Annotated in this window: 21 protein-coding genes; 18 read left to right on the forward strand and 3 right to left on the reverse strand. The window is 61.6% G+C overall.

The genetic code is table 11. The features are described from left to right. The first annotated feature begins 29 nt into the window (after positions 1-29). The 4 genes from EFR00_RS02725 (at position 30) to exoR (ending at position 6,041) form a co-directional block, all read left to right on the forward strand. Positions 30-2,873, forward strand: coding sequence for a valine--tRNA ligase (locus EFR00_RS02725; protein WP_077993972.1), 2,844 nt, complete (start codon positions 30-32; stop codon positions 2,871-2,873). 400 nt (positions 2,874-3,273) lie between these two features. After that, the gene (locus tag EFR00_RS02730; RefSeq protein WP_077993970.1) at positions 3,274-4,539 is read left to right on the forward strand and encodes an OmpP1/FadL family transporter; all 1,266 of its coding nucleotides are present in this window, start codon (positions 3,274-3,276) and stop codon (positions 4,537-4,539) included. Between the two features lie 226 nt (positions 4,540-4,765). Then, on the forward strand, positions 4,766-5,227 hold the full coding sequence (locus EFR00_RS02735) for a hypothetical protein (RefSeq protein WP_077993969.1): 462 nt from the start codon (positions 4,766-4,768) through the stop codon (positions 5,225-5,227). 19 nt (positions 5,228-5,246) lie between these two features. After that, positions 5,247-6,041 (forward strand): exopolysaccharide production regulator ExoR, encoded by a 795-nt coding sequence (exoR, locus tag EFR00_RS02740; protein ID WP_009996187.1) that lies wholly within the window; start codon positions 5,247-5,249, stop codon positions 6,039-6,041. A gap of 61 nt (positions 6,042-6,102) precedes the next feature. On the opposite strand, the gene xth is transcribed toward exoR, so the two are convergent. Next, positions 6,103-6,894, reverse strand: coding sequence for an exodeoxyribonuclease III (gene xth, locus EFR00_RS02745; protein ID WP_039619369.1), 792 nt, complete (start codon positions 6,892-6,894; stop codon positions 6,103-6,105). A 125-nt stretch (positions 6,895-7,019) separates the two neighbouring features. Then, entirely contained in the window at positions 7,020-7,352 is a 333-nt protein-coding gene (gene erpA / locus EFR00_RS02750; RefSeq protein ID WP_009996185.1) for an iron-sulfur cluster insertion protein ErpA, read from the reverse strand. A 218-nt stretch (positions 7,353-7,570) separates the two neighbouring features. Here erpA and EFR00_RS02755 point away from each other — a divergent pair, with 218 nt between their 5' ends. The 13 genes from EFR00_RS02755 to EFR00_RS02815 all read left to right on the forward strand — a co-directional run bounded on the left by EFR00_RS02755 (position 7,571) and on the right by EFR00_RS02815 (position 22,980). After that, a complete protein-coding gene (locus EFR00_RS02755; protein ID WP_077993968.1) occupies positions 7,571-8,788 on the forward strand; it encodes a deoxyguanosinetriphosphate triphosphohydrolase in 1,218 nt (405 codons plus the stop codon). 63 nt (positions 8,789-8,851) lie between these two features. Continuing rightward, positions 8,852-10,609 (forward strand): arginine--tRNA ligase, encoded by a 1,758-nt coding sequence (gene argS / locus EFR00_RS02760; protein WP_077993966.1) that lies wholly within the window; start codon positions 8,852-8,854, stop codon positions 10,607-10,609. Between the two features lie 61 nt (positions 10,610-10,670). Beyond that, on the forward strand, positions 10,671-13,880 hold the full coding sequence (locus tag EFR00_RS02765; protein ID WP_077993965.1) for an SPOR domain-containing protein: 3,210 nt from the start codon (positions 10,671-10,673) through the stop codon (positions 13,878-13,880). A gap of 110 nt (positions 13,881-13,990) precedes the next feature. Continuing rightward, on the forward strand, positions 13,991-15,004 hold the full coding sequence (gene nagZ, locus EFR00_RS02770) for a beta-N-acetylhexosaminidase (protein WP_077994098.1): 1,014 nt from the start codon (positions 13,991-13,993) through the stop codon (positions 15,002-15,004). Positions 15,005-15,022: 18 nt separating this feature from the next. Next, the gene (locus tag EFR00_RS02775) at positions 15,023-15,880 is read left to right on the forward strand and encodes a segregation and condensation protein A (protein WP_038688483.1); all 858 of its coding nucleotides are present in this window, start codon (positions 15,023-15,025) and stop codon (positions 15,878-15,880) included. Then, entirely contained in the window at positions 15,877-16,581 is a 705-nt protein-coding gene (gene scpB / locus EFR00_RS02780; protein ID WP_077993964.1) for an SMC-Scp complex subunit ScpB, read from the forward strand. The genes EFR00_RS02775 and scpB overlap by 4 nt, the downstream gene beginning before the upstream one ends. 182 nt (positions 16,582-16,763) lie before the next feature. Further along, a complete protein-coding gene (locus EFR00_RS02785; protein ID WP_009990121.1) occupies positions 16,764-16,955 on the forward strand; it encodes a twin-arginine translocase TatA/TatE family subunit in 192 nt (63 codons plus the stop codon). Positions 16,956-17,007: 52 nt separating this feature from the next. Beyond that, positions 17,008-17,625, forward strand: a complete 618-nt coding sequence (gene tatB, locus EFR00_RS02790) for a Sec-independent protein translocase protein TatB (RefSeq protein WP_009990120.1) — start codon at positions 17,008-17,010, stop codon at positions 17,623-17,625. Next, the gene (gene tatC / locus EFR00_RS02795; protein WP_038688492.1) at positions 17,622-18,449 is read left to right on the forward strand and encodes a twin-arginine translocase subunit TatC; all 828 of its coding nucleotides are present in this window, start codon (positions 17,622-17,624) and stop codon (positions 18,447-18,449) included. Before tatB ends, tatC begins: the two co-directional genes overlap by 4 nt. A 99-nt stretch (positions 18,450-18,548) precedes the next feature. Next, positions 18,549-19,832, forward strand: coding sequence for a serine--tRNA ligase (gene serS / locus EFR00_RS02800; RefSeq protein WP_077993961.1), 1,284 nt, complete (start codon positions 18,549-18,551; stop codon positions 19,830-19,832). 4 nt (positions 19,833-19,836) lie between these two features. Continuing rightward, on the forward strand, positions 19,837-20,610 hold the full coding sequence (gene surE, locus EFR00_RS02805) for a 5'/3'-nucleotidase SurE (RefSeq protein WP_038688496.1): 774 nt from the start codon (positions 19,837-19,839) through the stop codon (positions 20,608-20,610). Beyond that, complete coding sequence (locus tag EFR00_RS02810; RefSeq protein WP_077993958.1) at positions 20,607-21,260, forward strand: protein-L-isoaspartate(D-aspartate) O-methyltransferase; 654 nt, start codon at positions 20,607-20,609, stop codon at positions 21,258-21,260. The genes surE and EFR00_RS02810 overlap by 4 nt, the downstream gene beginning before the upstream one ends. Before the next feature lie 139 nt (positions 21,261-21,399). Further along, complete coding sequence (locus EFR00_RS02815) at positions 21,400-22,980, forward strand: peptidoglycan DD-metalloendopeptidase family protein (RefSeq protein ID WP_077993955.1); 1,581 nt, start codon at positions 21,400-21,402, stop codon at positions 22,978-22,980. A 54-nt stretch (positions 22,981-23,034) separates the two neighbouring features. Here the strand turns inward: EFR00_RS02815 and EFR00_RS02820 are convergent, their stop codons facing one another. Next, on the reverse strand, positions 23,035-23,907 hold the full coding sequence (locus tag EFR00_RS02820) for an ATP-binding protein (protein WP_009990833.1): 873 nt from the start codon (positions 23,905-23,907) through the stop codon (positions 23,035-23,037). 202 nt (positions 23,908-24,109) lie between these two features. On the opposite strand from EFR00_RS02820, the gene yajC reads away from it, so the two are divergent. Beyond that, the gene (gene yajC, locus EFR00_RS02825; protein WP_004678848.1) at positions 24,110-24,457 is read left to right on the forward strand and encodes a preprotein translocase subunit YajC; all 348 of its coding nucleotides are present in this window, start codon (positions 24,110-24,112) and stop codon (positions 24,455-24,457) included. Positions 24,458-24,461: the final 4 nt, after the last annotated feature.

Raw genomic sequence — 24,461 nt, forward strand, 5'->3', positions numbered from 1 at the left:
ACCCTCGAACCTCGAAAATTGGTCAGAAAATGCTCGACAAGACCTATGATTCCGCCGCCGTCGAACCAAAAATCGCAGCGAAATGGGATGAAGAGGACGCCTTCCGCGCTGGCGCCAACGCCAAGCCCGGGGCCGAGACCTTCACCATCGTCATCCCGCCGCCGAATGTCACCGGTTCGCTGCATATGGGCCATGCGCTCAACAACACGCTGCAGGACATCCTGGTGCGTTTCGAGCGCATGCGCGGCAAGAACGTGCTCTGGCAGCCGGGCATGGATCACGCCGGCATCGCCACGCAGATGGTCGTCGAGCGCAAGCTGATGGAACAGCAGCTGCCGGGCCGCCGCGACATGGGCCGCGACGCCTTCATCGACAAGGTCTGGGAGTGGAAGGCTGAATCGGGCGGCCTGATCTTCAATCAGCTGAAGCGCCTGGGTGCCTCATGCGACTGGTCGCGCGAACGCTTCACCATGGACGAAGGCCTGTCGAAGGCCGTTCTCGAGGTTTTCGTCACGCTCTACAAGGAAGGTCTGATTTACCGCGACAAGCGTCTGGTCAATTGGGATCCGAAGCTGCTGACGGCAATTTCCGATATCGAAGTCGAGCAGCACGAGGTCAAGGGCAATCTCTGGCACCTGCGTTATCCGCTAGAAAAGGGCGTCACCTATCAGTTCCCGATCGCTTTCGATGAGGAAGGCAAGCCGACCGAATTCGAGACGCGCGACTATGTGGTTGTCGCAACCACACGGCCGGAGACAATGCTGGGCGACACCGGTGTTGCCGTCAATCCGAAAGACGAACGCTACCAGGGCATTGTCGGCAAGCATGTCATTCTGCCGATCGTCGGCCGCAGGATTCCGATCGTTGCCGACGACTATGCCGATCCGGCCGCCGGCAGCGGCGCGGTGAAGATCACGCCCGCGCATGATTTCAACGACTTCGACGTCGGCAAGCGCGCAGGCCTTCGCATCATCAATATCATGAATGGCGACGGTACGATTACCATCAAGGACAATGAGGATTTCCTCGAAGGTCTCGATAATCCGGCGGCGCTGCACGGCGCCTGGGATCGCCTGGAAGGGCAGGATCGTTTCTTTGCGCGCAAGGTCATCGTCGAGATTTTCGAAGAGGCCGGTCTCGTCGACAAGATCGAGCCGCACAAGCACATGGTCCCGCACGGTGACCGCGGCGGCGTGCCGATCGAGCCGCGGCTGACCGAGCAATGGTATGTCGATGCCAAGACGCTCGCCGAACCGGCGATCGCTTCGGTGCGCGAGGGCCGCACCAGGATGGTGCCGAAGAGCTGGGACAAGACCTATTACGAATGGATGGAAAACATCCAGCCCTGGTGCGTTTCCCGCCAGCTCTGGTGGGGTCACCAGATCCCCGCCTGGTACGGTCCGGACGGCCAGGTCTTCGTCGAAAAGACGGAGGAAGAGGCGTTGCAGGCGGCGATCCAGCATTACCTCTCACATGAGGGGCCGATGAAGGCCTATGTTGAGGACCTCCTCGAAAACTTCAAGCCGGGCGAGATCCTGACGCGGGACGAGGACGTGCTCGACACGTGGTTCTCCTCCGCTCTCTGGCCCTTCTCGACACTCGGCTGGCCGGACGAAACGCCGGAACTCGCCCGTTATTATCCGACCAACGTTCTCGTCACCGGCTTCGACATCATCTTTTTCTGGGTTGCCCGCATGATGATGATGGGCCTGCACTTCATGAAGGATGACGACGGCAACCCCGTTGAGCCCTTCAGTACCGTCTATGTCCACGCGCTGGTGCGCGACAAGAACGGGCAGAAGATGTCGAAGTCGAAAGGCAACGTCATCGACCCCCTGGAACTGGTCGACGAATACGGCGCCGACGCGCTGCGCTTCACCCTGGCGATCATGGCCGCACAGGGCCGCGACGTGAAGCTCGATCCGGCCCGCATCGCCGGCTACCGCAATTTTGGCACCAAGCTCTGGAACGCCACGCGCTTTGCCGAGATGAACGGTGCAAAAAGCGATCCGCATTTCGTGCCGGAGGCGGCCGAACTCACCATCAATCGCTGGATCCTGACGGAACTTGCCCGTACGGAACGTGACGTTACGGAAGCGCTTGAAGCCTTCCGCTTCAACGACGCGGCCGGCGCGCTTTATCGTTTCGTCTGGAACGAGGTCTGCGACTGGTATCTCGAACTTTTGAAGCCGGTCTTCAACGGCGAGGACGAAGGCGCCAAGGCCGAAGCCCAGGCCTGCAGCGCCTATATTCTCGAAGAGATCTACAAGCTGCTGCATCCCTTCATGCCCTTCATGACCGAAGAGCTCTGGGCGCATACGGCAGGTGAAGGCAAAGAGCGCGACACGCTGGTCTGCCATGCCGAATGGCCGGCGCCCTCCTATGCTGACGACGCGGCTGCCGACGAGATCAACTGGCTGATCGACCTCGTCTCCGGCATTCGTTCCGTGCGCGCCGAAATGAACGTGCCGCCGTCGGCCACAGCGCCGCTCGTCGTGGTCAAGGCCAACAACCTGACCCGCGAACGGCTGTTCCGCCACGACGCCGCCATCAAGCGACTCGCGCGTGTCGAGGCGATCTCGCTGGCCGACGATGCGCCGAAGGGAGCAGCCCAGATCGTCGTCGCCGAGGCCACCATCTGCCTGCCGCTCGGCAATCTGATCGACCTTTCCGCGGAAAAGGCGCGTCTCGAAAAGGCGATTGGCAAGATGGAAGGCGAGATGTCGCGCATCGACGGTAAGCTCTCCAACGAGAAGTTCGTCGCCAATGCCAATCCCGAAGTGGTCGAGGCTGAGCGCGAGCGTTTAGAGGAACTGAAGGGTCAGATGGCGAGCCTGAAGATCGCCCTTTCCAGGGTGAGCGAAGCCGGATAAGTTTCGCTGCCCATTTTGGCAAATCATTTCAAAGACGCGCCCGGCTAAGGCGCGTCTTTTGTCGTTCTAGGCGCCCGCGTGATTCGGTCATGAAAGCGGCTGATTTCAGGCCCTGAGCCTGTGGATTGTGGCTCTGCTGGCATGCCAAGGGCGAAAACTGCCACTGTTGTCGGATTGATACAGCTTTCGCAATGTGTGGAATGAAAACCCAAAAGCGAGACTGAAACCCGGTGGTTTCGGAATAGAATTTTATTAACCAGATTTTTTGACGTGTCCGTCAATTTCTTTACGTAAGTTGGCCACTGCAATGCCCGGGAGCGCTGCCGTGGGGCGCGTTGCCATGTCAGGCGAACACTTACTAGAGTGGCGCAACATCAATTGCTGGAGTGGGGGAGACACAATGGCATCGCGTAGGTTTTCCAAGGGCGTAACGTCGCTCGTTCTTCTTTCGTCGCTTACATCGCCGTCCTTCGCCGGCGGTCTGGAGCGCGGCGGCTACAATATTGACCAACTGTTCGACACGTCGCCTTTTTCGTTCCAGTCGGGTGTGACCTACGTCACCCCGCAGCGCAAGCTGAAGGACGTCCGTGACACGAATACCTCCGTCTTAACTGGGGGTGGCAATCTCAACACCCGTTCGGACACCGCCGACGAGACGTCGAATTACACCATTCCCTATGTCGGCTTCAAAGCCGGCTTCGCCGATACGATCGATTGCCTCGTCGATTATTCCGAGCCCTTCGGCGGCCACTCCGATCCTGGTCTGAACTGGGCGGGCGCCAACAACAACATCGAAACGGAAATCAAGACCCGCAACTATGGCGGCACTTGCTCCTATCGGTTCGATGTCGGCCCTGGACAGCTTCGCTTCATCGGCGGTGCCTTCTATCAGGAAGTCGAGGGCTTCAAGGAACGTCTGGTTTCAACACTTCCGCTTCTACTCGGCGTAGGCACGGGCGTCGGCCGCCTTGATCTGGAAGATAGCGGTTGGGGTTGGCGGGCCGGCCTCGCCTATGAGATTCCGGAATATGCGATGCGCGCGAGCCTCGTTTATAACAGCCGCGTCAAGTACGACGACCTGACCGGAACTGTTGATCTCCGTCAGGTTCCAGTTGTGCCGGTTTATGGAGGTCAAGTCACACCTGTTTTTGGTTCCGCCGAAGCGCCGGATTCACTTGAGCTGAAGTTGCAAAGCGGTATTGCTCCAGACTGGCTCGCCTTCGGCTCGGTGAAATGGACGAACTGGAGTGTGCTTCAATCCGTGCCTTTCTGCCCGACCTCGACAAAGGGATTGGCCGCCTGCAAATCCGGCGGCGCGACGGAACTGACCTCCCTCGACCTGCTTTATCGTGACGGTTGGACGATCTCCGGTGGTGTCGGCCACAAGTTCACCGATCAATGGGCCGGTGCGGTAAGCCTGACCTGGGACCGCGGCACCAGCCAGGGCTATGGTGCACAGACAGACAGCTGGACGCTGGGTGTCGGTGCAGCCTATACGCCGACCGAACATATCGAATGGCGCATCGCCGGCGCCGTGGGTCTGTTGACGAGCGGATCGTCCGGCGTTGTGACCCAGAATGGTGTCACCTTTGGAGATGATGTCTCCTATTCCTTCGGCAACGATCTGGTCACTGCACTGTCGACGAGCCTAAAGGTCAAGTTCTAATACTCCGGTTTGAAGAATTGAGAGCCCGGCACTGCCGGGCTTTTCTGTTTTACGTCCGTTAATCATACTATTCCCCGCCGATTTTGTGACGATTCAGCAACACTTTTTTACGACGGTTGGCATATGGTGACTGCGCGGCGAATTTGTCTATTTCCCGCCACAAAGAGAGCGCAGCGATATTGGCAGGCGACGAGACGGCAGACGTAGGGTGCGTGTAAAGAGTAGCATGGGTCGATTTTTTTCCGGCAACAGCAGGTCATACGACGCGATTGGCGACATTCGTTCGATTGCGGCCGTTTCGCTCTCTGGACAAGGCTGTTCCGGCCGCAGATCCAGCCTCGCAACGAGGTTGTCGATCCGTCGAGTGCCGGTTTTTTCGGCCAACACGCCTGAGCAGCGCGGCTTTGGCGGAGAAGCCGATACTGGTTTCGTCACATTTGCTGTTTACCAAAGCGATCAAGGCAGGAAGGCGAATACCGCGCCTGCCAAAGGAATGCCAGGCAGATTGCAGTGGGGCCATGCCGGGAGCCGGGTGGTTCTAGATGACATGCTGAAAATTCGGCTGGGAAACGGCCAATGGGCTGGATGCGACGCGGGCAAAGGGGCCATGGAGCCCACCGCGGGATCGCTCGCCTCGAATGAATACATCGACCGTCTGCCCGGCGCCCGCGCCGGCTGCGTGCGATGAACGAAAGAAATCGGTTGAAATGGTAACGTCCGAGTTCAAGTTGTTCAAATTCATGCTGATAGGCATAGGGATCGCGCTGGCAATGTCTGGCCCGGTTCGCGCTTTCGACATCAAAAGCGACGTCAGCAAGGAATCCGGTCCTTTCGACCTCTTCAAGTTCGGCTTCAAGGCCTACAAAAACGGACAGAAGGAGGAGGCGGTCGAAGCTTACAAATATGCCGCCGAAAAAGGCCATACCGGTTCACGCTGGGCGCTCGCCAATATGTATGCCGACGGCGACGGCGTCACTCAGGATGATTTCGAAGCCTTCAAGATCTACAGCGAGATTGCCCAGCAGGGTGTCGAACCCGGCTCGGAGGACACCGGCTTCTTCGTCAACGCGCTTCTCTCGCTCGCAAATTATTACAAGCACGGCATATCCGGCAGCCCGGTCAAGATCGATCTCACCCAGGCACGCCAGCTTTATTTCCAGGTGGCCTCCACCTTTGGCGTTCCCGAAGCTCAGTTCCAGCTGGCGCAGATGATGCTGGCCGGCGAGGGCGGCAATGCCAGCCCGCAGCAGGCGAAGAAATGGTTGAACCAGGCGCGCAAGAGTGGCCATCCCGGCGCCATGGCAATTTTCGGAAATATTCTCTTCGACGAAGGCCAGACGGCCCGCGGTCTCGCGCTGATGACCGCCGCTCTCGACCGCTGCAAGCCCAAGGACTGCGGCTGGATGGAAGCCCTGCAGGAGCAGGCTTTCTCGGTTGCGAACGAGGCCGACCGCCGCACGGCAGTATCGCTGTCGCACGCCATCGCGAGCGGCTCCGACTGAAGCCTGCGATGCAGCGCCCTGATACGCGCTTGCAATGACGCGGTGCTATGGGCTGCGAATGTCAGGCCGCAAAATCGAAATAGGCGATGACAGGCACGTGGTCGGACGGCTTTTCCCAGGCCCGCACATGTTTTTCGATCGCCGCCGACGTCATCCGGTCGGCAGCCTCCGGTGAGAGCAGCAGGTGGTCGATGCGGATGCCGTTGTTCTTCGGCCACGCACCTGCCTGATAGTCCCAGAAGGAATAGAGCCGCGTCGCGTCCGTCGTTGCGCGCACCGCATCCGTCAGCCCGAGATTTTCGAGCCTGCGGAATGCCTCCCGCGTCTGCGGCAGAAACAGCGCATCGTTTTCCCAGACCTTGGGGTCGAAGCAGTCGTGCGGCTCAGGGATGACGTTATAATCGCCGGCAAGCACCAGCATCTCCTCATAGGCGAGGCGCTCTGCGGCAAAGCTCCGCAGGCGTTCCATCCAGGCGAGCTTGTAGGGATATTTCTCCGTTTCGACGGGATTGCCGTTCGGCAAATAGATGCAGCAGACGCGCAGGATGCGCGTGTTCGGCAGCGTGAACACCGCCTCGAGGAAACGCGACTGTTCATCCAGCGCATCGCCGGGCAGGCCGCGGTTGACTTCGGAAGGCGAAGTCTTGGAGAGAATCGCCACACCATTGAAGCCCTTCTGGCCGTGCGTCTCGACGTGATAGCCGAGCGCCTCGATCTCCAGCCTGGGAAAACCTTCGTCGATCGTCTTGATCTCCTGCAGGCAGACTATATCAGGATCGGAATCCTTGAGCCATTGCGTCAGATTGTCGATGCGCGCCTTGACGCCGTTGATGTTCCAAGTCGCGATCTTCATCTCTTCGTCCTATTTCGCTGCGTGCGCTTCTTTTATCGTGGTCTTTCACAACAGGACAAGACGATAAACCGGCCGGAAGCGCTTCTTCGGCCGGTTCGTTCGCACAGCGAAATGTTTCTGGAAGGTCAGATCGAGAAGCTGGTGCCGCAGCCGCAGCTTGCCACCGCATTCGGGTTCTTGATCTGGAAGGATTGACCAAGCAGATTATCGACGAAGTCGATCTCGGAGCCAGCCATATAGACGAGCGACAGGCTGTCGATCAGCACTTTCGCGTCGTTCTTTTCGACGATGATGTCATCGTCGCCCGCGCTGTCGGCAAGGTCGAACTTATAGGAAAAGCCCGAACAGCCGCCGCCTTCGACCGAAACGCGCAACGCGCTCTTGCCGGCCTCCGCGCCGATGATCGCAGCGATACGCTTTGCGGCGGCATCTGAAAGGGTTACACTCGTATCCGTCATGTTTCCTCCTGCCGGGGTCAAGATCCGGAGAGAATGGGTTTTGGCACTGAAATGTTCAAATGCCTGATATCAAAAGAACTTACCATGATCTTCGCAAAAAGGCCATGATGTGCGAAACGGTCGGCGGGCGCCTTTGTCGTTTCGTCGGGCTATAGGTATGAACAGGGCAAAGCGGCGTCAATGGGCAGATGCGGCAACAGGCAGAATGACGGTGAAGAATGACGGTTGACAGGCGGGCTTTGGGTTTCGGCAACAGCGAAAGGGCGGTCTATGCGGCGGACCCCTGGACGACGCGCGGGCGCCTCTATCAGGAGGATGAAAGTCCGACGCGATCCGATTTTCAGCGCGACCGCGACCGCATCGTCCACACGACGGCTTTCCGCCGGCTGAAGCACAAGACCCAGGTCTTCATCGCCCAGGATGGCGATCACTACCGCACCCGGCTGACGCATACGATCGAGGTGGCGCAGATCGCCCGCGCGCTCGCCCGCGCCCTGAAACTTGACGAGGATCTGGCCGAGGGCGTGGCGCTCGTGCACGACTTCGGCCACACGCCGTTCGGCCATACCGGCGAGGACGCATTGCACGAGGTGCTGCTGCCCTATGGCGGCTTCGACCACAATGCCCAATCGCTGCGCATCGTGACCAAGCTGGAGCGGCGTTATGCCGAATTCGACGGCATCAACCTGACGTGGGAAAGTCTCGAAGGCCTCGTCAAGCACAATGGTCCGCTGCTGACGCCGGATGGTGTCGGCACACGCGGCCCGGTTCCGCAGCCGATCCTCGACTATTGCGAACTGCACGATCTCGAGCTTGCAACCTACGCCAGCCTCGAGGCCCAGGTCGCGGCGATTGCCGACGATATCGCCTATAATACCCACGATATCGATGACGGCCTGCGCTCCGGCTACCTGACTTTCGACATGCTTGAGGAAATCCCGTTTCTGGCCGGGCTGATGGCCGAGGTGAGGGCGCGATACCCGCATCTGGAGCCGAGCCGCTTCACTCACGAGATCATGCGCCGGCAGATCACCCGTATGGTCGAAGACGTGATCGGCGTCGCGCAACAGCGTCTTTCACTTCTTCGCCCTGAGAGCGCAGCCGACATTCGCGCTGCCGACCGGGTTATCGCCACCTTCTCCGACGCGATGGCCGAAACCGACAGGCAAATCAAGGCGATGCTCTTCAAACGCATCTACCGCAATCCCGATATCATGCGTATCCGCGCCGGCGCCGCCCAGATCGTCTCCGATCTTTTCGGCGCCTACATGGCCAGCCCCAAGGAGATGCAAAGCCATTACTGGGTCGATCATATCGCCGGCCTCGCCGATGCGCCGAAGGCTCGCCATGTCGGCGACTATTTGGCCGGCATGACCGACACCTATGCAATCAGTGCCCACAGGCGATTGTTTGACCACACTCCGGATTTGCGATAGGCAGCGGTCGCCCGCCGAAGGCCGATTTGCGCCTTTGGCACAGCCTATGCATGGAAGAGTGCGATGAACCTTTTTACCGACTTCGAAGCCAGGATCAAAACCGCCCTTGAACAGATCGATCTGGTCAGGGAAAAGCGATCCGAGCTCGATTTCGGCCGCATCACCGTCGAGCCGCCGCGCGATGCGAGCCATGGCGATGTTGCGACCAACGCCGCGATGGTCCTGGCAAAGCCGCTCGGGTCCAATCCTCGCGCGCTTGCCGATGTCATCATCGCCAAGCTCAAAGAGGATGCCGACGTCGCCGATGTCTCGGTCGCCGGTCCCGGCTTCATCAACATCCGTCTCGCCGTCGGTTATTGGCAGCGGCTGCTCGCCTCGATGATCGCCTCCGGCACCGACTACGGCCGCTCGACCCTCGGGGAGGGGCGCAAGGTCAACGTCGAATATGTCTCGGCCAATCCGACCGGGCCGATGCATGTCGGTCATTGCCGCGGCGCCGTCGTCGGCGATGCGCTCGCCAACCTGCTCGCCTTTGCCGGTTACGGCGTCGAGAAGGAATATTACATCAACGACGCCGGTTCGCAGATCGACGTGCTCGCCCGCTCGGTCTTCCTGCGTTATCGCGAAGCGCTCGGGGAACGGATCGGCGAAATCCCCTCGGGTCTCTATCCAGGCGATTATCTCGTGCCCGTCGGCCAGTCGCTTGCCGCCGATTACGGCGTGCGGCTGCATAACATGCCGGAAGTGCAATGGATGCCGATCGTCAAGGATCGCACCATCAGTGCGATGATGGTGATGATCCGGGAAGATCTGGCGGCGTTGAACGTCCATCACGATATCTTCTTCTCCGAACGCACGTTGCATGCCAATGGCGCCGCCGCGATCCGCACGGCGATCAATGACCTGACGTTCAAGGGTTACGTCTACAAGGGCACTCTGCCGCCGCCGAAGGGCCAGTTGCCTGAGGATTGGGAGGATCGCGAACAGACGCTGTTCCGCTCGACCGAGGTGGGCGACGACATGGACCGGCCGCTGATCAAGTCGGACGGCTCCTACACCTATTTCGCCGCCGATGTCGCCTACTTCAAGAACAAGTTCGACCGCGGTTTCGACGAGATGATCTATGTGCTCGGCGCCGACCACGGCGGTTACGTCAAGCGCCTGGAAGCGGTTGCGCGTGGTGTTTCGGACGGTAAGGCGAAGCTGACGGTGCTGCTTTGCCAACTGGTCAAGCTCTATCGCAACGGCGAGCCGGTGAAGATGTCGAAACGCTCGGGCGATTTCGTCACGCTTCGGGACGTGGTCGAGGAAGTCGGCCGTGATTCGGTCCGCTTCATGATGCTTTACCGCAAGAATTCCGAACCGCTGGACTTCGATTTCGCCAAAGTGACGGAACAGTCGAAGGACAATCCTGTTTTTTACGTGCAGTATGCGCATGCCCGCTGCATGTCGGTCTTCCGGCAGGCGAGGGAGGCTTTCCCAGGCCTCGATGTTTCGTCTGAAGATCTGGCGAAAGCCGTTGCTGGCATTGGCGATCCGGCCGAATTGCAGCTCGTCGCCAAGCTCGCCGAATTCCCGCGTGTGGTCGAAGCAGCGGCTCAATCGCAGGAGCCGCATCGCATCGCTTTTTACCTCTACGACCTCGCCAGTTCCTTCCACGCGCACTGGAACAAAGGTAAAGATCAGACGGAATTACGATTTGTTAATGATAAAAACCGAGAATCAAGTATTGCCAGACTAGGGCTGGTGTACGCCGTCGCGTCGGTTTTGAAGTCGGGACTTGCCATTACAGGCACTGCCGCACCTGACGAAATGCGATAACGTCACCATTTCCCCACAATGCGCTGGCATTTGAGCGTTGGCGTTTGCGAGTGGGAAAAGCATGGCTGAGAAACAACTTGCGTATGATACGCGCGGAAGAGACGATCTGTTTGCTGACGACGATCCGTTGGCCGAGCTTGCTCGTATCGTCGGCTTCGAACCGCGTGTTGCAGCAAATACGGTGACCGAAGCCGCACGGCGCGAGCCCGCCTTCGATCTCGAAGATGAGCTCGGGCGCGAATTCGACCGTTACGATTCGCCGCGTCCGCTCGCAGAGCTCGACCATCCGGCCGAGCCGATTTCCGACGAGGTTGCGCCCGAGGATTATGTCGAGCCCGTTCTCGATGCCTCTCCCGCTGTCGGACATGCCGAGATTTCCGAGCCGGTTTCCGTCGCCCCCGTTGTGGTCGAAGAAATAGCTGCCGCACCTGCCGCAAGCGGTGCAGACGAGCAGGCCGCCGCCTGGGCGGTTGCTCCTCAGCCGGTCTCCATCGATCCCGCTTTCGAGGCGCCGGTGCAATCGGCCTTCGGCGGTGCGCGCGACCTCATCGAAGAGCTCGAATTGTCGATCGGTGCGGCGCCGGTCTCTGCTGTGCCGCAGCCTGTCAAGGCGCCACAATGGTCGGCTGCCAGCATCCGGCTGCCGCTTGCCAATTTTCATGCGACCAAACGCGAGGAGCCGGTCGTTCAGCCGGAGCGGGTCGAGCCGGTGGCTGAACCGACCGCCGCAGCGCCGGCCGAGACGTCGCTTGCCGATCTTCCCGAGGTGGAGCCGGCGCCCGTGATCGAGGAGCCGGCGCCCGTCGCCGCTATTGAAGCTTCGGCCGCCGTCGAACCTCCCGAGGAGTTCGCATCCGTTTCTCCGTCGCTCGGCTTCCCCGCCGAACTCGATCGTCACGATGATGAGATGGTCGCGCCGGAAGAGATTGCAGAAGCAGAGGATTTCGTTGAGATCGAGGAGGACCTTCAGGAATTTAGGCCCGACGCCGGTTTCGATCTCATTGCCGCCGCCGTCGAAGGCGAGATCCAGGCCGATGCGGCGCTGACCGAGGTCGTGCCTGAAGTGCCGCATACTGCCGGCACGTTCGATCTCGACGATCTGCTCGCCGATGTCTCGCGTTATCCCGTGCCGCATCCGGTATTGCAGCGTACCAATCCGGTGCCTGTCACATCGCAGCCTGCCTCGATCGACGTCGCGCCCGTGGCTGCTGCCCCCGTGGCCGAAGCGCCCGTCCGGCCTGCGCCGGCCGAATCGGCTCCGGCCCATGCTGTCGAAGCCGTAAGGCCGATCGCGCCGCCGCCTACTGCGGTTGCCGCACCCCAGCCTGCCGCGCCGTCATATTCGCGGGCGCCGCAGCCGGTGCCGGAAGCCGACGACCCCTTCGCCGGCCACGATTTCGAGCTGGATCTTGCCGGCATCGAGCTGGAACTTTCCGATCTCGATTTCTCGGAAGCATCCGAACCCGCGCCGCAGCCAAAGCCGCAGGCGCCGGTCATCGCGCCTCAGCCGCAGGCGGTCGCTCCCGCACCCCAGCCGATGGTGCCTGCGCCCCAGCCGGAAATGCGCCCGATCGCCGCTGCCGCTCCACGACCCGCGCCGGCTTTCGTTCCCGAGCCGCCGGCCCCAGTTGCGGCTTTCAACTGGGCGCCGCCAGTCGCAGAATCGACTGAAGACCTGCCTTTCGATCCGGCGATGATCTCTGACCCGGAGGAACGTCCCGAAACCGTCGACGACATGCACGTGCCGGCGCTGCCGCCGGTCGAGCAACCTGCTCCGGTCGCGAAAACGGCAGACTTCGATTTCGATCTCGACGCGGAGATCGCGAGCTTCTTCGAACCGGCCAAGCCGCGGGAAATGCCGGCGTCGCCCCGGGATACCGCAGCCGCGGCCAAGCCGGTCAAGCCGACCATTGCCGACGGCCTCGACGATTTTGAACGGGCGCTGGAGGAGGATTTCCGCCGCAGCGTGCGCGAGCCGGTCGAGCGCCGCGAGACCTCCGAGGTCCGCATCGAGTCAGCAAGCCAGGCCGCCGATTTCAGCCGCGCCCGCTCGATGCGCCGGTTGCTAGCCGGGGCTGTCGTGCTCGTGGTCTTCGCCGGCGTCGGTTATGGCGTCTATTCCTCCGTCTGGAACGGCGAGGGACTTGGCATTGTCGCATCCGGCGAGCCGCGCGTGATCACCGCCGACAAGGAGCCGGTCAAGGTCGTTCCGGAAAATCCCGGCGGCAAGACCGTGCCCAACCAGGACAAGGCCGTTTATGATCGGGTTGCGGGTTCTGCCGAGGATCCGAAGCAGAAGGCGCTCGTGTCGTCCGACGAGGCGCCCGTCGATGTCGTCCAGCGGACACTGACACCGGAAGCGCTGCCCGAGGACGACGAGAACGCCGGCGCCGACGATCGGGTCACGCCGACTGCGGTCGGTGAGACGGAGGATCCGCGTCTGTTGCCGAACCAGGCGAACGCCGACGACGCGCCCGCAAGCAGCGCCGACAAGACGCCGTCCGTTTCGCCGCGCAAGGTCCGCACGATGATCGTCAAGCCTGACGGCACCCTGGTCGCCCGCGAGGAGATTGCGCCGCTCGATCAGCCGGAGCCGCCTGCACAGTCTGCCCAGACAACGCCGTCTGCCCAGCCGCCGGTCACCGCCCAGTCCGCGCCGTCGACCCCCGCCGTGCCGCCGGTCGGCGGAACGGCTGCAAGCTTCCCGGCAAGCGCCGAGGTTGCTTCCGCCGATTCGCGTTCGGCAGCACCTGTTGAAGCAGCGCCGGCTCAGCCGTCGCCTGCGGCAACTGCCGATGTGCAGCAGGAAAATCCCGCCCCGGTCGATGCGCCGGTACGGCCGGTCAAGACGACGGCGGTCGCCGATACGGCCCCGGTTCCGATCGCCCGCCCGGCCGATCAGCCCGTCAATGTCGTCGGCACCGTCACCGAAAGGGGCAATGTCCGCACGCCCGCGCAGCAGCCGAAGCCGACGCAGGTCGCCTCTGCCGCGCCGGCCGCCGCCCAGCCGCAGCAGGCCGCATCCACCGGCGGCTACGGCCTCCAGATCGCGTCCCTGCCGTCGGAGGACGAGGCCAACAAATCCTATGCCAACCTCTCGAAGAAATTCGCCGGGGTGCTGGGTGGCCGTGCTCACGAGATCCGCAGGGCCGATATCGCCGGCAAGGGCACTTTCTACCGTGTTCGCATCCCGGTCGGCTCCAAGGATGAGGCCGCAGCACTTTGCGAAAAGTATCGCGCAGCCGGTGGAAGCTGCCTGATCTCCAAATAAAATCAGGTCACAGAATTGTGAGAGCGGCGGGCCGATCGGCCCGCCGCTCTTTTTTGTGCATCGCGCCCGCGCTTGCTCGCATTTGGCCCGGGACGGTCTATGATTCCCAAATGACCGAATCAAAAGCGATGATCCTGGGCTGCAGCGGCCTTGCCCTCACATCCGAAGAGAAAGCCTTCTACCGGGGCGAACGGCCCTGGGGCTTCATCCTTTTTGGGCGCAACATTTCCGAAGCTTCGCAGATTGCCGATCTTGTCGCCGAACTGCGCGACAGCGTCGGTTGGCATGCGCCGGTGCTGATCGACCAGGAGGGTGGTCGCGTCCAGCGCATCCGCCCGCCGGTCCTGCCGCGTTATCCATCGGGTCAGGCGCTCGGTGATCTTTATCGCCGCGACACAGCACTCGGCCTGCGCGCCGCCTGGGTGATGTCGCGGCTGCATGCTTTCGACCTTGCGCGGCTCGGCATCAATGTCGATTGCCTGCCGGTGCTCGACGTGCCGGTCGAAGGCAGCAGCAATGTCATCGGCGACCGCGCCTATGGCGGCGATCCCGGGACCGTCATCGCCATGGGCCGGGCGGCGGCCGAAGGGTTGAAGGCAGGCGGCCTGTTGCCTGTGATGAAACATATGCCCGGCCATGGTCGCGGTTTTGCCGATTCCCATCTGGAACTGCCTGTCGTCACCGTCTCGCGCGATGAGTTGGAAACCCATGATTTCCCGCCCTTTATCGCCATGAAGGACGAGCTGATGGCGATGACCTGCCACCTCGTCTTCACCGCCATCGACCCCGACAATCCGGCGACGACCTCACGCAAGGTGATCGACGGCGTTATCCGTCAGCATATCGGCTTTACCGGTCTGCTGCTTTCCGACGACAGCTCGATGAACGCTCTTTCCGGCACAATCGGCGAGCGTGCGGCGAATATCATTGCAGGCGGATGCGATATCGTGCTGCATTGCAATGGCAAGATGGACGAGATGCTGGATGTCGTGGCAAACGTTCCGCCGCTCGCCGGCGCGTCGCTTGCGCGCGCAAAAGCGGTAGAAGCAGGTTTTGCCGCGCCGGATACAGCCCATGAGGCTGAGTTGCGGGCGGAATTCGAGGCGATGTTTGCGATTGTCTGATCGCAGAGGAGCAGGTTGGTGAACACGGTCAAGGGCACGGAGCGTCCGCAGGCGGCAACGCCGATGGACAAGCTGTGGCAGGACAACGGCGCCGAGCGCGCCAGCCATGAGCCGGCGCTGGTGATCGACGTCGCCGGTTTCGAAGGTCCGCTTGACCTGTTGCTCTATCTCGCCCGCAACCAGAAGGTCGATCTGTCGCGCATTTCGGTGCTGGCGCTCGCCGAGCAATATCTGCAGTTCGTCGAGAGCGCCCGGCGCATCCGCATCGAACTTGCCGCCGATTATCTCGTCATGGCGGCCTGGCTTGCCTATCTCAAGTCTCGCCTGCTCATTCCCCAGCAGGTCAAGGATGACGGCCCCTCGGGCGAGGAGATGGCGGCAACGCTCGCCTTCCGTCTGAAACGTCTCGAAGCCATGCGCCAGGCGGCCGAAGGCCTCGTCAACCGTAACCGCCTCGGCCGCGATATTTTTGCGCGCGGCGCGCCTGAGCATATTCCCGACCGGCAGCAGTCGGCTTATGCGGCCAGCCTCTACGATCTCCTGACCGCCTATGCGGCGCTGCGCCAGCGCCACGCCATCACCCAAGTGACGATCGAGAGGCGCAATGTCTGGTCGTTGACCGATGCCCGCGAGCTACTGACCCAGATGATCGGCGAGGTCGGGGACTGGACGGCGATGGAGCACTATCTGCTGCGTTATCTCGCGGCGCCCGAGGAACGTGTTACCGCCATCGCCAGCGCCTTTGCCGCTTCGCTGGAACTGGTGCGCGAGGGCAAGCTCGAAATCCGCCAAGACGGCGCCTTTCAGCCGATCTATATGCGCCGAGGCCCGAAACATGCGACGCTGCAGGTGGTGGAACAGGAGCGGCCGGCTTGATCGATCTGAAGGGCGACGAGGATTTCGAGGACGAGGGCCGCGATCTGCAGGCCGCGATCGAGGCCGAGCGCATCGCCGAGGCGCTGGTCTTCGCCTCATCGCAGCCGGTCCCCGAAGCTTTCCTCGCCGAGCGCCTGCCTGAGAAAGTCGATGTGCGGGCGATCATGCTGCGCCTGAAGGCGCAATATGCGCCGCGCGGCGTCAACCTCGTGCAGGTGGAGGGAGCCTGGGCCTTCCGGACTGCCGCCGATCTCTCCTTCGTCATCCGCCGCGATGAAAACGAGGTGAAAAAGCTTTCGCGCGCCGCCCTGGAAGTGCTTGCAATTATCGCTTATCACCAGCCGGTGACGCGCGCCGAAATCGAGGATATCCGCGGCGTGCAGACTTCGCGCGGCACGCTCGACGTGCTGATGGAAGCGGGCTGGGTGCGGTTTCGAGGCCGCCGGCGCACGCCGGGCCGGCCGGTTACATTGGGCACCACGCGGGATTTTCTCGACCATTTCGGCCTCGAGGAATTGCGCGATCTGCCCGGTCTCGAAGAATTAAAGGGAGCAGGCCTGCTCTCGGGCCGCATTCCGGCGAATTTCAATATTCCCTCGCCATTGATGAACGACGAGCTGAGCGAGGACGAAGACCCCATTACCCAGATGGATCTCGAAGAACTTGGGTTGCTTGCCCCGCGTTCTACGTCCGAAGATTGAAGGACTTCCTCTTGCTTTTGCCATGCTTGACGAAAACAATGGTGCTCACCATTTTTCGGCGGTTCTGTGGCTTGTCACAAAGGGCGATACCGTGACATTAAGCGCAGTTCGAAGGACTTGATGTTGGAAACGGTGTGGGAAATCCTTACATCGAGGGAACATCACAACAGGGAGTAAGCGTAATGGGTTCTTTTGGCATCTGGCACTGGCTGATCGTTCTGGTCGTCGTGCTGTTGTTGTTCGGTCGCGGCAAGATCCCGGAACTGATGGGCGATGTCGCCAAGGGCATCAAGAGTTTCAAGAAGGGCATGACGGACGAAGACGCGCCGGAAACGGCAAAGACCGTCGATCACAAGGCCGACGAAACGAAGTAACCAAAGTCCGGGAAAAAGCGCCGCCCCCGCGCTTCCCGTCCAGGAGCCTTGCATGTTCGATATTGGTTGGACCGAGCTTTTGGTCATCGCGGTCGTGCTGATCGTCGTTGTCGGTCCCAAGGATTTGCCGCCGATGCTGCGCGCTTTCGGCAAGATGACGCAGCGCGCCCGCAAGGTGGCGGGTGACTTCCGTGCGCAGTTCGATGAGGCGTTGCGTGAAGCCGAGCTTGACGATGTCCGCCAGACCATCGGCGACGCCCAGAAGCTCAACCCGGTCAACAGTCTGCGCGAGGCAATGAACCCCCTTCGTCAGATGGGTAACGAGATCAAGGCCGATCTGCAGAAGGCAAGCACACCTCCTCAGAACAAGACCGAAGTGCCGCCGACTGCGGCTTCGGCCCCGGCGCCTTCGATGAGCCTGCCGGAAACGCCGCCACTGGTGCCGACACCGGCGCCGACGCCGGAACCCGTCGCCGCAGCGGCCGTCCAGGCCGACACGATTGCCGCCAAGCCGAAGGCTCCGAGGAAGCCGCGCGGCAAGGCCGCTGATAAGGCCGATGCCGTCGCGGCCACTGCAGCGCAGGTGGAAAAGCCGAAGCGCGCGACGGCAACCAGGAAGCCCGCAACGCCGAAAACGCCGGCGCAGACTGAGAAGAAGGACGAGGCATGAGCGGTGATATCGAAGACAAGCCGCAGCCGTTGATCGAGCACCTGATGGAGCTGCGCACGCGGCTTATGTGGTCGATCGGCGCGTTCTTCATCGCCTTCGTCGTGTGCTTCTTTTTCGCCAAGCACATCTTCAACTATCTGGTCTATCCCTATAAGCTCGCCGTCAGCTGGGCCAACCTCGATGTCGAGAAGGCGCAGCTCATCTACACCGCGCCGCAGGAATTCTTCTTCACGCAGGTCAAGGTCGCCATGTTCGGTGGCCTTGTGATCGCTTTTCCGATCATCGCCGCCCAGATCTACAAGTTTGTCGCTCCAGGCCTCTATAAGAATGAACGGGCGGCCTTCCTTCCGTTCCTGATCGCTTCCCCACTTCTGTTCCTCTTGGGCGCCGCGCTGGTCTATTTTTTCTTCACGCCGATGGTCATGTGGTTTTTCCTGTCGATGCAGCAAGCGCCGGGCCATGACGAGGTAGCGATCTCGCTTCTGCCGAAGGTCTCGGAATATCTGAGTCTGATCATGACGCTGGTCTTCTCCTTCGGCCTCGTCTTCCAGCTGCCTGTTGTCACGACACTGCTTGCCCGTGTCGGCCTGCTGACGTCGGAATGGCTCGCCGAAAAGCGTAAATTCGCCATCGTGCTGGCCTTTGTCGTCGCTGCCGTGCTGACGCCGCCGGACCCCTTATCCCAGATCGGCCTTGCGATACCGGCGATCCTTCTCTACGAGATTGCCATCTATGCGGCGCGACTCGTGGAGCGCCAGCGTGCCCGGCAGGCGGTCGAGAAGGAAACCGGATCCGCAGACGTTGCCAAGACGGACAGCGTCTGAAGCGGCGATCCGGCAATCCTTTCATGAGCGCCGTCCCATCCGGTCGAAGCCGATCAGGCTTTGGCCGGGTCACTTCTGTTGCAACGACCTGGAACGACGATGCTCGATATCAAATGGATCCGTGAGAATCCCAAAGCGCTCGATGCCGCCCTTGCCAAGCGCGGTGCGGAGCCTCTTGCGCAAAGCCTCATTTCCCTCGATGAAAAGCGCCGCTCCGCCGTGCAGAAGGCGCAGGACCTGCTGTCCCGCCGCAATCTCGCCTCCAAGGAGATCGGCGCGGCGCTGTCCCAGAAGAACGGCGAACTCGCCGAGAAGCTGAAGGCCGAGGTCGCCGAGCTGAAGACGTTGCTGCCGATGGTCGAGGAAGAGGACCGGCAGCTGACGGCCGAGCTCAACGACGCGCTCTCGCGCATCCCGAACGTGCCTTTCGACGACGTCCCGGTCGGCAAGGACGAGCATGACAATGTCGTCACCCGCACCGTCGGCGAAAAGCCGCGCTGGAACCACACGCCGAAGGAGCACTTCGAAATCGGCGAGGCGCTCGGCTATATGGACTTCGACCGCGCCGCCAAGCTCTCCGGCTCGCGCTTCACGGTGCTGACCGGGCCGCTCGCCAGGCTCGAGCGCGCGCTCGGCCAGTTCATGATCGATCTCCACACCCGCGAGCACGGTTATACCGAAGTAAGCTCGCCGCTGATGGTTCGGGCTGAAGCGGTGTTCGGCACCGGCAGCCTGCCGAAGTTCGAAGAGGATCTCTTCAAGACGACGGATGGCCGCTATCTCATTCCGACGGCGGAGGTGACGCTGACCAATCTGGTGCGCGAGGAGATCCTCGACCAGGAAGAGCTGCCGCTGCGCTTTACCGCGCTGACGCCGTCCTTCCGCTCGGAAGCGGGCTCGGCCGGCCGCGACACGCGTGGCATGCTGCGCCAGCACCAGTTCTGGAAATGCGAGCTCGTTTCGATTACCGACGCCGAGAGCGCCATCGCCGAGCATGAAAGGATGACCGCCTGCGCCGAAGAAGTGCTAAAGCGTCTCGGCCTGCACTTCCGCACCATGACCCTTTGCACCGGCGACATGGGCTTCGGTTCGCGCAAGACCTACGATCTGGAAGTCTGGCTGCCGGGACAGAACACCTTCCGCGAAATCTCCTCCTGCTCGGTCTGCGGCGATTTCCAGGCCCGTCGCATGAACGCGCGCTATCGCGGCAAGGATGACAAGACCAACAGGTTCGTCCACACGCTGAACGGCTCCGGCACGGCCGTCGGCCGCTGCCTGATCGCCGTGCTTGAAAATTATTTGAACGAGGACGGTTCGGTCACGATTCCGGACGTTTTGCTGCCTTATATGGGCGGATTGACCAAGATCGAACGGGCGGCCTGAGGCGATGCGCATCCTGCTTACGAATGACGACGGCATTCACGCAGAGGGCCTGGCCGCACTGGAGCGGATCGCCCGCACGCTGTCCGACGATGTCTGGATCGTGGCGCCCGAGACCGACCAGAGCGGTCTTGCCCATTCGCTGAGCCTGTCCGAACCTCTGCGGCTGCGCAAGATTTCCGACAAGCATTTCGCCTTGCGCGGCACGCCGACCGATTGCGTCATCATGGGTATCCGCCAGGTGATGGACATCAAGCCCGATCTCGTTCTATCCGGCGTCAATTCGGGTTCGAACGTTGCCGACGATGTGACCTATTCCGGTACGATCGCCGGTGCCATCGAAGGCACGATGCAGGGCGTGCGCTCCTTCGCGCTCAGCCAAGCCTATCTCTATGAGGATGGCGCACGCATCGTGCCCTGGGAAGTCTGCGAGGCACATGCCCCGGCTCTTCTGGAAAAGCTGATGGGTCTGGACTTGCCGGAGGGCACGTTCCTCAATCTCAACTTCCCGAACTGCCGTCCCGATGAGGTCGATGGCGCCGAAGTGACCATGCAAGGCAAGCTCGCCTTCAATCTGCAGGTCGATGCCCGCTCCGACGGCCGGGGCTTTCCCTATTACTGGCTGAAGTTCGGCGAACGCGCCGGCGCCTTCATCGAAGGTACCGATATTCACGCCCTCAAGCATAACAAGATTTCGGTAACGCCTTTGAAACTGGATCTGACCGATTATTCCGTGACGGACCGCGTGGCGCGGGCCCTGGGATACGGAGCACAGGTTTGACGGCAAGACTGGCGGAGAAGGAGGGCTTTGCGGCGCTCGTCCTCAGATTGCGTGCCGAAGGCATCTCCGACCTCGATCTGCTGACGGCGGTCGAGCAGACGCCGCGCTCGCAGTTCGTGCCGGCGCAATTTTCCGACAATGCCTATTCGAGCCGAACGATCCCGATCGAATGCGGATCCTTCCTCGAAGGCATCGATTTTGCGGTCCGCATCCTGCATCACCTGAAGCTCAAGCCGGGCCAGCGGGTCCTGGAAATCGGCACCGGCAGCGGCTTCACCGCCGCCGTCATGGGGCGCCTGGCCGAGCGTGTGCTGTCGATCGACCGCTACAAGACGCTGACATCGGCAGCGCAGCGGCGCATGGAATGGCTTGGCCTGCGCAACGTCGTCATCCGCCATGCCGACGGCAGCGCCGGCATGCAGGGCGAGGGCACCTTCGACCGTATCCTGGTGACGGCGGCGTTCAATGCGATGCCGCGCTTTTATACCGACCAGCTCGTTTCCGGCGGTTCGATGATCGCGCCGCTGATGATTTCCGAAAACGAATGTCGCATGGTGCGGCTGACGAAAACCGGCAGCCGTTTCGAACGCGAGGAACTGTTCGAAGCCCCTTATCTGCCGATCGTTCCGCGTCTTGCCTCGCTGCTGTAGGCACTGCGATTTTTCACCCGTAAGCTATGGTTATCAACTCCTCAAAAATATCGCACTGATTCCAGCATCTTAACCGCGTGGTAATACTAACGCGTTTTAATAGACTCACAAATGGTTGCGTTCTCAGTGGGTCGAGTCAATGCGTTTCAGTCTTTCGCCAAAGTTCGGTAAGTCGGCCGGTAATCTTCTGGTTGTGGGCCTGCTGGCGAGTGCCGCAACGGGCTGCAGTTCCGATGTGACACGGTTTGGCAGTTTGTTTTCCTCCTCCGGTCAGGATCAGATCACCACAAGTTCCATTCCGCGCCGGGGCGGCGTCCAGGGCGATCCGGTGCCGCGTGCCGATCTCGGCGGTACGGCCCTCGCCAGCCAGCCCGGTTACGGCGGCAACAATGCGCCGAACCAGCCCTATCCGGTAAACCCGGGCTACGAGCCGGTCCGTCCATCGAGCGCACGTCTGGCTTCCTCGCCGGTCTCGATACAGCGTTCCGAGCTTGCCGCGCCGACCGCTGCCGCGCCATCCCGTCAGCGGGAAAAGGAAGTGGCGCTCGCCCAGCCGTTCCCAGCTTCGCCACGGGCTGAAAAACCGCGGCTGGTGGCGCCGAAGGCGGCGCCCGATTCGCTGACGACCGGCACGACGCCGAAGATTTCCGGCTGGTCGGCGACCAATGCGCCTTCCGTGACACTGCGTCCGGGCGAAAACATCGCCACGCTGTCCAGACGTTTCGGCGTTCCGGAAAAGGAAATCCTGCGCGTCAACAATCTGAAGACGGCCTCTGCCGCCCAACCCGGCCAGGCGATCCTGATACCGACTTTCAATGGCGGCAATGCCGCCAAGGCGGCATCGCAGGCGGCCGACCTTTCCAAGCCCGGCAATATGCCGGGACCGGCCAAGGCGCCGGAGCAGAAGGTCGCCGTCGTCCCGGGCGCCAATTCCGCGCGTGACAAGACCATGGCGAGCGCCGAGCCGACCGGCAAGCTTCCCGCCGGCGCGGGCAAGGATCCGAAGGCGCCTGCCGGCACTTATGTCGTCAAGCAGGGCGATTCGCTGGCAAAGATTGCCAAGGCGACCGGCGCCAATATCGACGATCTCAAGGCCGCCAACAATATTTCGGCGAGCTCGCTGCGTGTCGGCCAGGCCCTGAAGATTCCGAACGGCAAAGCCGACACGATCAAGACCGCCTCGATCCCGGCTGAAAAGGTCGAGTCGAAGCCGGTCGAGCCCGCGCCTGCCCAGCAGACGGCGTCCGTTCAGCCCGCACCCTATAAGGCGCCGGCCGCCACCCAGACCCTCGACGAGGTCGAGAAGAAGGCCGATGTCAGCGCCGACGCGCCGGAATCCACCGGCATCGGCAAGTATCGCTGGCCGGTGCGCGGCCAGGTCATTGCCGCCTATGGCGCCAACGTCAATGGCAACCGCAACGACGGCATCGATATCTCGGTACCGCAGGGTACGCCGATCAAGGCGGCCGAAAACGGCGTCGTCATCTATGCCGGCAACGGCCTGAAGGAACTCGGCAACACGGTTCTCGTCCGTCACGACGACGGCACCGTCACCGTCTACGGCAATGCCGACACGCTGAGCGTTGCCCGCGGCCAGAAGATCCAGCGCGGTCAGACCGTCGCGGTCTCCGGCATGAGCGGCGACGTCAAGCAGCCGCAGGTCCATTTCGAGGTGCGCAAGGACGCGTCACCGGTCAACCCGATGACTTTCCTGGAATAGGTACAGCGTACCAGGAAGCGCAAAAGCCCGGCCAACCGCCGGGCTTTTGTCATTTTAGACTCTATCGATATGGACGCGCATGCGTCCCGCCAGATCCTGAATATACTGCCAGGCAACGCGGCCCGAGCGCGCACCGCGCGTCGTTGCCCATTCCAGCGCCTCGGCATGCAGCGTGTCGCGCGCGAGCCCGAGTTTGAAGTGATCGGCATAGCCGTCGATCATGCCGAGATAGTCTTCTTGGCTGCATTTATGAAATCCGAGCCAGAGGCCGAAACGGTCAGACAGCGAGACCTTCTCCTCGACGGCTTCGGACGGATTGATCGCCGTCGATTGTTCGTTTTCCATCATGTGGCGCGGCAGCAGGTGGCGCCGGTTCGAGGTGGCGTAGAAGAGCACGTTGTCCGGCCGTCCTTCGACGCCGCCGTCAAGCGCCGCCTTCAGCGACTTGTAGGCGGTGTCGTCGTGATCGAAGGAGAGGTCGTCGCAGAAGACGATCACCCGGTACGGCGTGTCCTTTAAGAGGTCGAGCAGGTTGGGCAGGCTGGCGATATCCTCGCGGTGAACTTCGACCAGCTTCAGCGCGACGCCGCTTTCGCGCCTGACATCCTCGTGCACGGCCTTGACCAGCGATGATTTGCCCATGCCCCGTGCACCCCAGAGCAAAACGTTGTTGGCCGCATAACCCTCGGCGAAACGCACCGTATTTTCATGCAGGATATCGCGCACGTGGTCGACACCGCGGATGAGCTTCAGCGCCACCCGGTTGGGTTTCTTGACAGGCTGCAGATGCTGGCGCAGCGGCGCCCAGACGAAACAGTCGGCCGCATCCCAGTCATTGACGGAGGGTGCCGGTCCGGCAAGACGCTGGACGGCATCAGCGAGGCGCTTGAGCTCGGCAAGCAGGGCGGTGTTGATTTCCTCGGTCATCGCAAGCTCCTGATTTCTTGCTGCGGCTATCCGCTTTATCTTTCGATGCGGGTAGCATGGCGTTTTGCCGCCGGAAAGGTTATGAGGCAGCGGAATCGGTACTGTTCCCGGCTGTTTCTGTTGCATTCATCGAAGCGGCAACTATAGTCCGGCAACCTGAAAAACGAGGCGGAGTTCCGCCGCCAAGCCTGAGGAGTTTAGCATGTTCATCACCCCGGCATTCGCCCAGAGTGCGACCGATACCGCAACCGGTTTCGGCGGCTCCGGTTTCGAAATGATCATTCTGTTCGTGCCGCTGATGGTCGTCTGGTATTTCCTGCTGATCCGCCCGCAGCGCGCCCAGGCCAAGAAGCGTGAGGAAACCCTGAAGGCGATCCGTCGCGGCGACCAGGTCGTGACCGGCGGCGGTCTCGTCGGCAAGGTGACGAAAGTCGTCGACGACAAGGAAGTCGAAGTCGAGATTGCCGAAGGCGTTCGCGTGCGCATCGTCCGCAGCGGAATTTCGGAAGTTCGCGTCAAGGGTGAACCTGTAAAGGCCGACGCGGCGTAACAGG

The organism is Rhizobium sophoriradicis, assembly GCF_003939025.1.
GTDB classification, from domain to species: Bacteria; Pseudomonadota; Alphaproteobacteria; order Rhizobiales; family Rhizobiaceae; genus Rhizobium; species Rhizobium sophoriradicis.

Coding starts and splice junctions, on each gene's coding strand:
- nagZ (WP_077994098.1), top strand. CDS start 13,991: ATGACCGAATCAAAAGCGATGATCCTGGGCTGCAGCGGCCTTGCCCTC.
- xth (WP_039619369.1), bottom strand. CDS start 6,894: ATGAAGATCGCGACTTGGAACATCAACGGCGTCAAGGCGCGCATCGAC.
- tatC (WP_038688492.1), top strand. CDS start 17,622: ATGAGCGGTGATATCGAAGACAAGCCGCAGCCGTTGATCGAGCACCTG.
- tatB (WP_009990120.1), top strand. CDS start 17,008: ATGTTCGATATTGGTTGGACCGAGCTTTTGGTCATCGCGGTCGTGCTG.
- EFR00_RS02785 (WP_009990121.1), top strand. CDS start 16,764: ATGGGTTCTTTTGGCATCTGGCACTGGCTGATCGTTCTGGTCGTCGTG.
- EFR00_RS02765 (WP_077993965.1), top strand. CDS start 10,671: ATGGCTGAGAAACAACTTGCGTATGATACGCGCGGAAGAGACGATCTG.
- argS (WP_077993966.1), top strand. CDS start 8,852: ATGAACCTTTTTACCGACTTCGAAGCCAGGATCAAAACCGCCCTTGAA.
- serS (WP_077993961.1), top strand. CDS start 18,549: ATGCTCGATATCAAATGGATCCGTGAGAATCCCAAAGCGCTCGATGCC.
- exoR (WP_009996187.1), top strand. CDS start 5,247: ATGGTAACGTCCGAGTTCAAGTTGTTCAAATTCATGCTGATAGGCATA.
- EFR00_RS02735 (WP_077993969.1), top strand. CDS start 4,766: ATGGGTCGATTTTTTTCCGGCAACAGCAGGTCATACGACGCGATTGGC.
- EFR00_RS02725 (WP_077993972.1), top strand. CDS start 30: ATGCTCGACAAGACCTATGATTCCGCCGCCGTCGAACCAAAAATCGCA.
- EFR00_RS02755 (WP_077993968.1), top strand. CDS start 7,571: ATGACGGTTGACAGGCGGGCTTTGGGTTTCGGCAACAGCGAAAGGGCG.
- EFR00_RS02820 (WP_009990833.1), bottom strand. CDS start 23,907: ATGACCGAGGAAATCAACACCGCCCTGCTTGCCGAGCTCAAGCGCCTC.
- EFR00_RS02730 (WP_077993970.1), top strand. CDS start 3,274: ATGGCATCGCGTAGGTTTTCCAAGGGCGTAACGTCGCTCGTTCTTCTT.
- erpA (WP_009996185.1), bottom strand. CDS start 7,352: ATGACGGATACGAGTGTAACCCTTTCAGATGCCGCCGCAAAGCGTATC.
- EFR00_RS02815 (WP_077993955.1), top strand. CDS start 21,400: ATGCGTTTCAGTCTTTCGCCAAAGTTCGGTAAGTCGGCCGGTAATCTT.
- yajC (WP_004678848.1), top strand. CDS start 24,110: ATGTTCATCACCCCGGCATTCGCCCAGAGTGCGACCGATACCGCAACC.
- surE (WP_038688496.1), top strand. CDS start 19,837: ATGCGCATCCTGCTTACGAATGACGACGGCATTCACGCAGAGGGCCTG.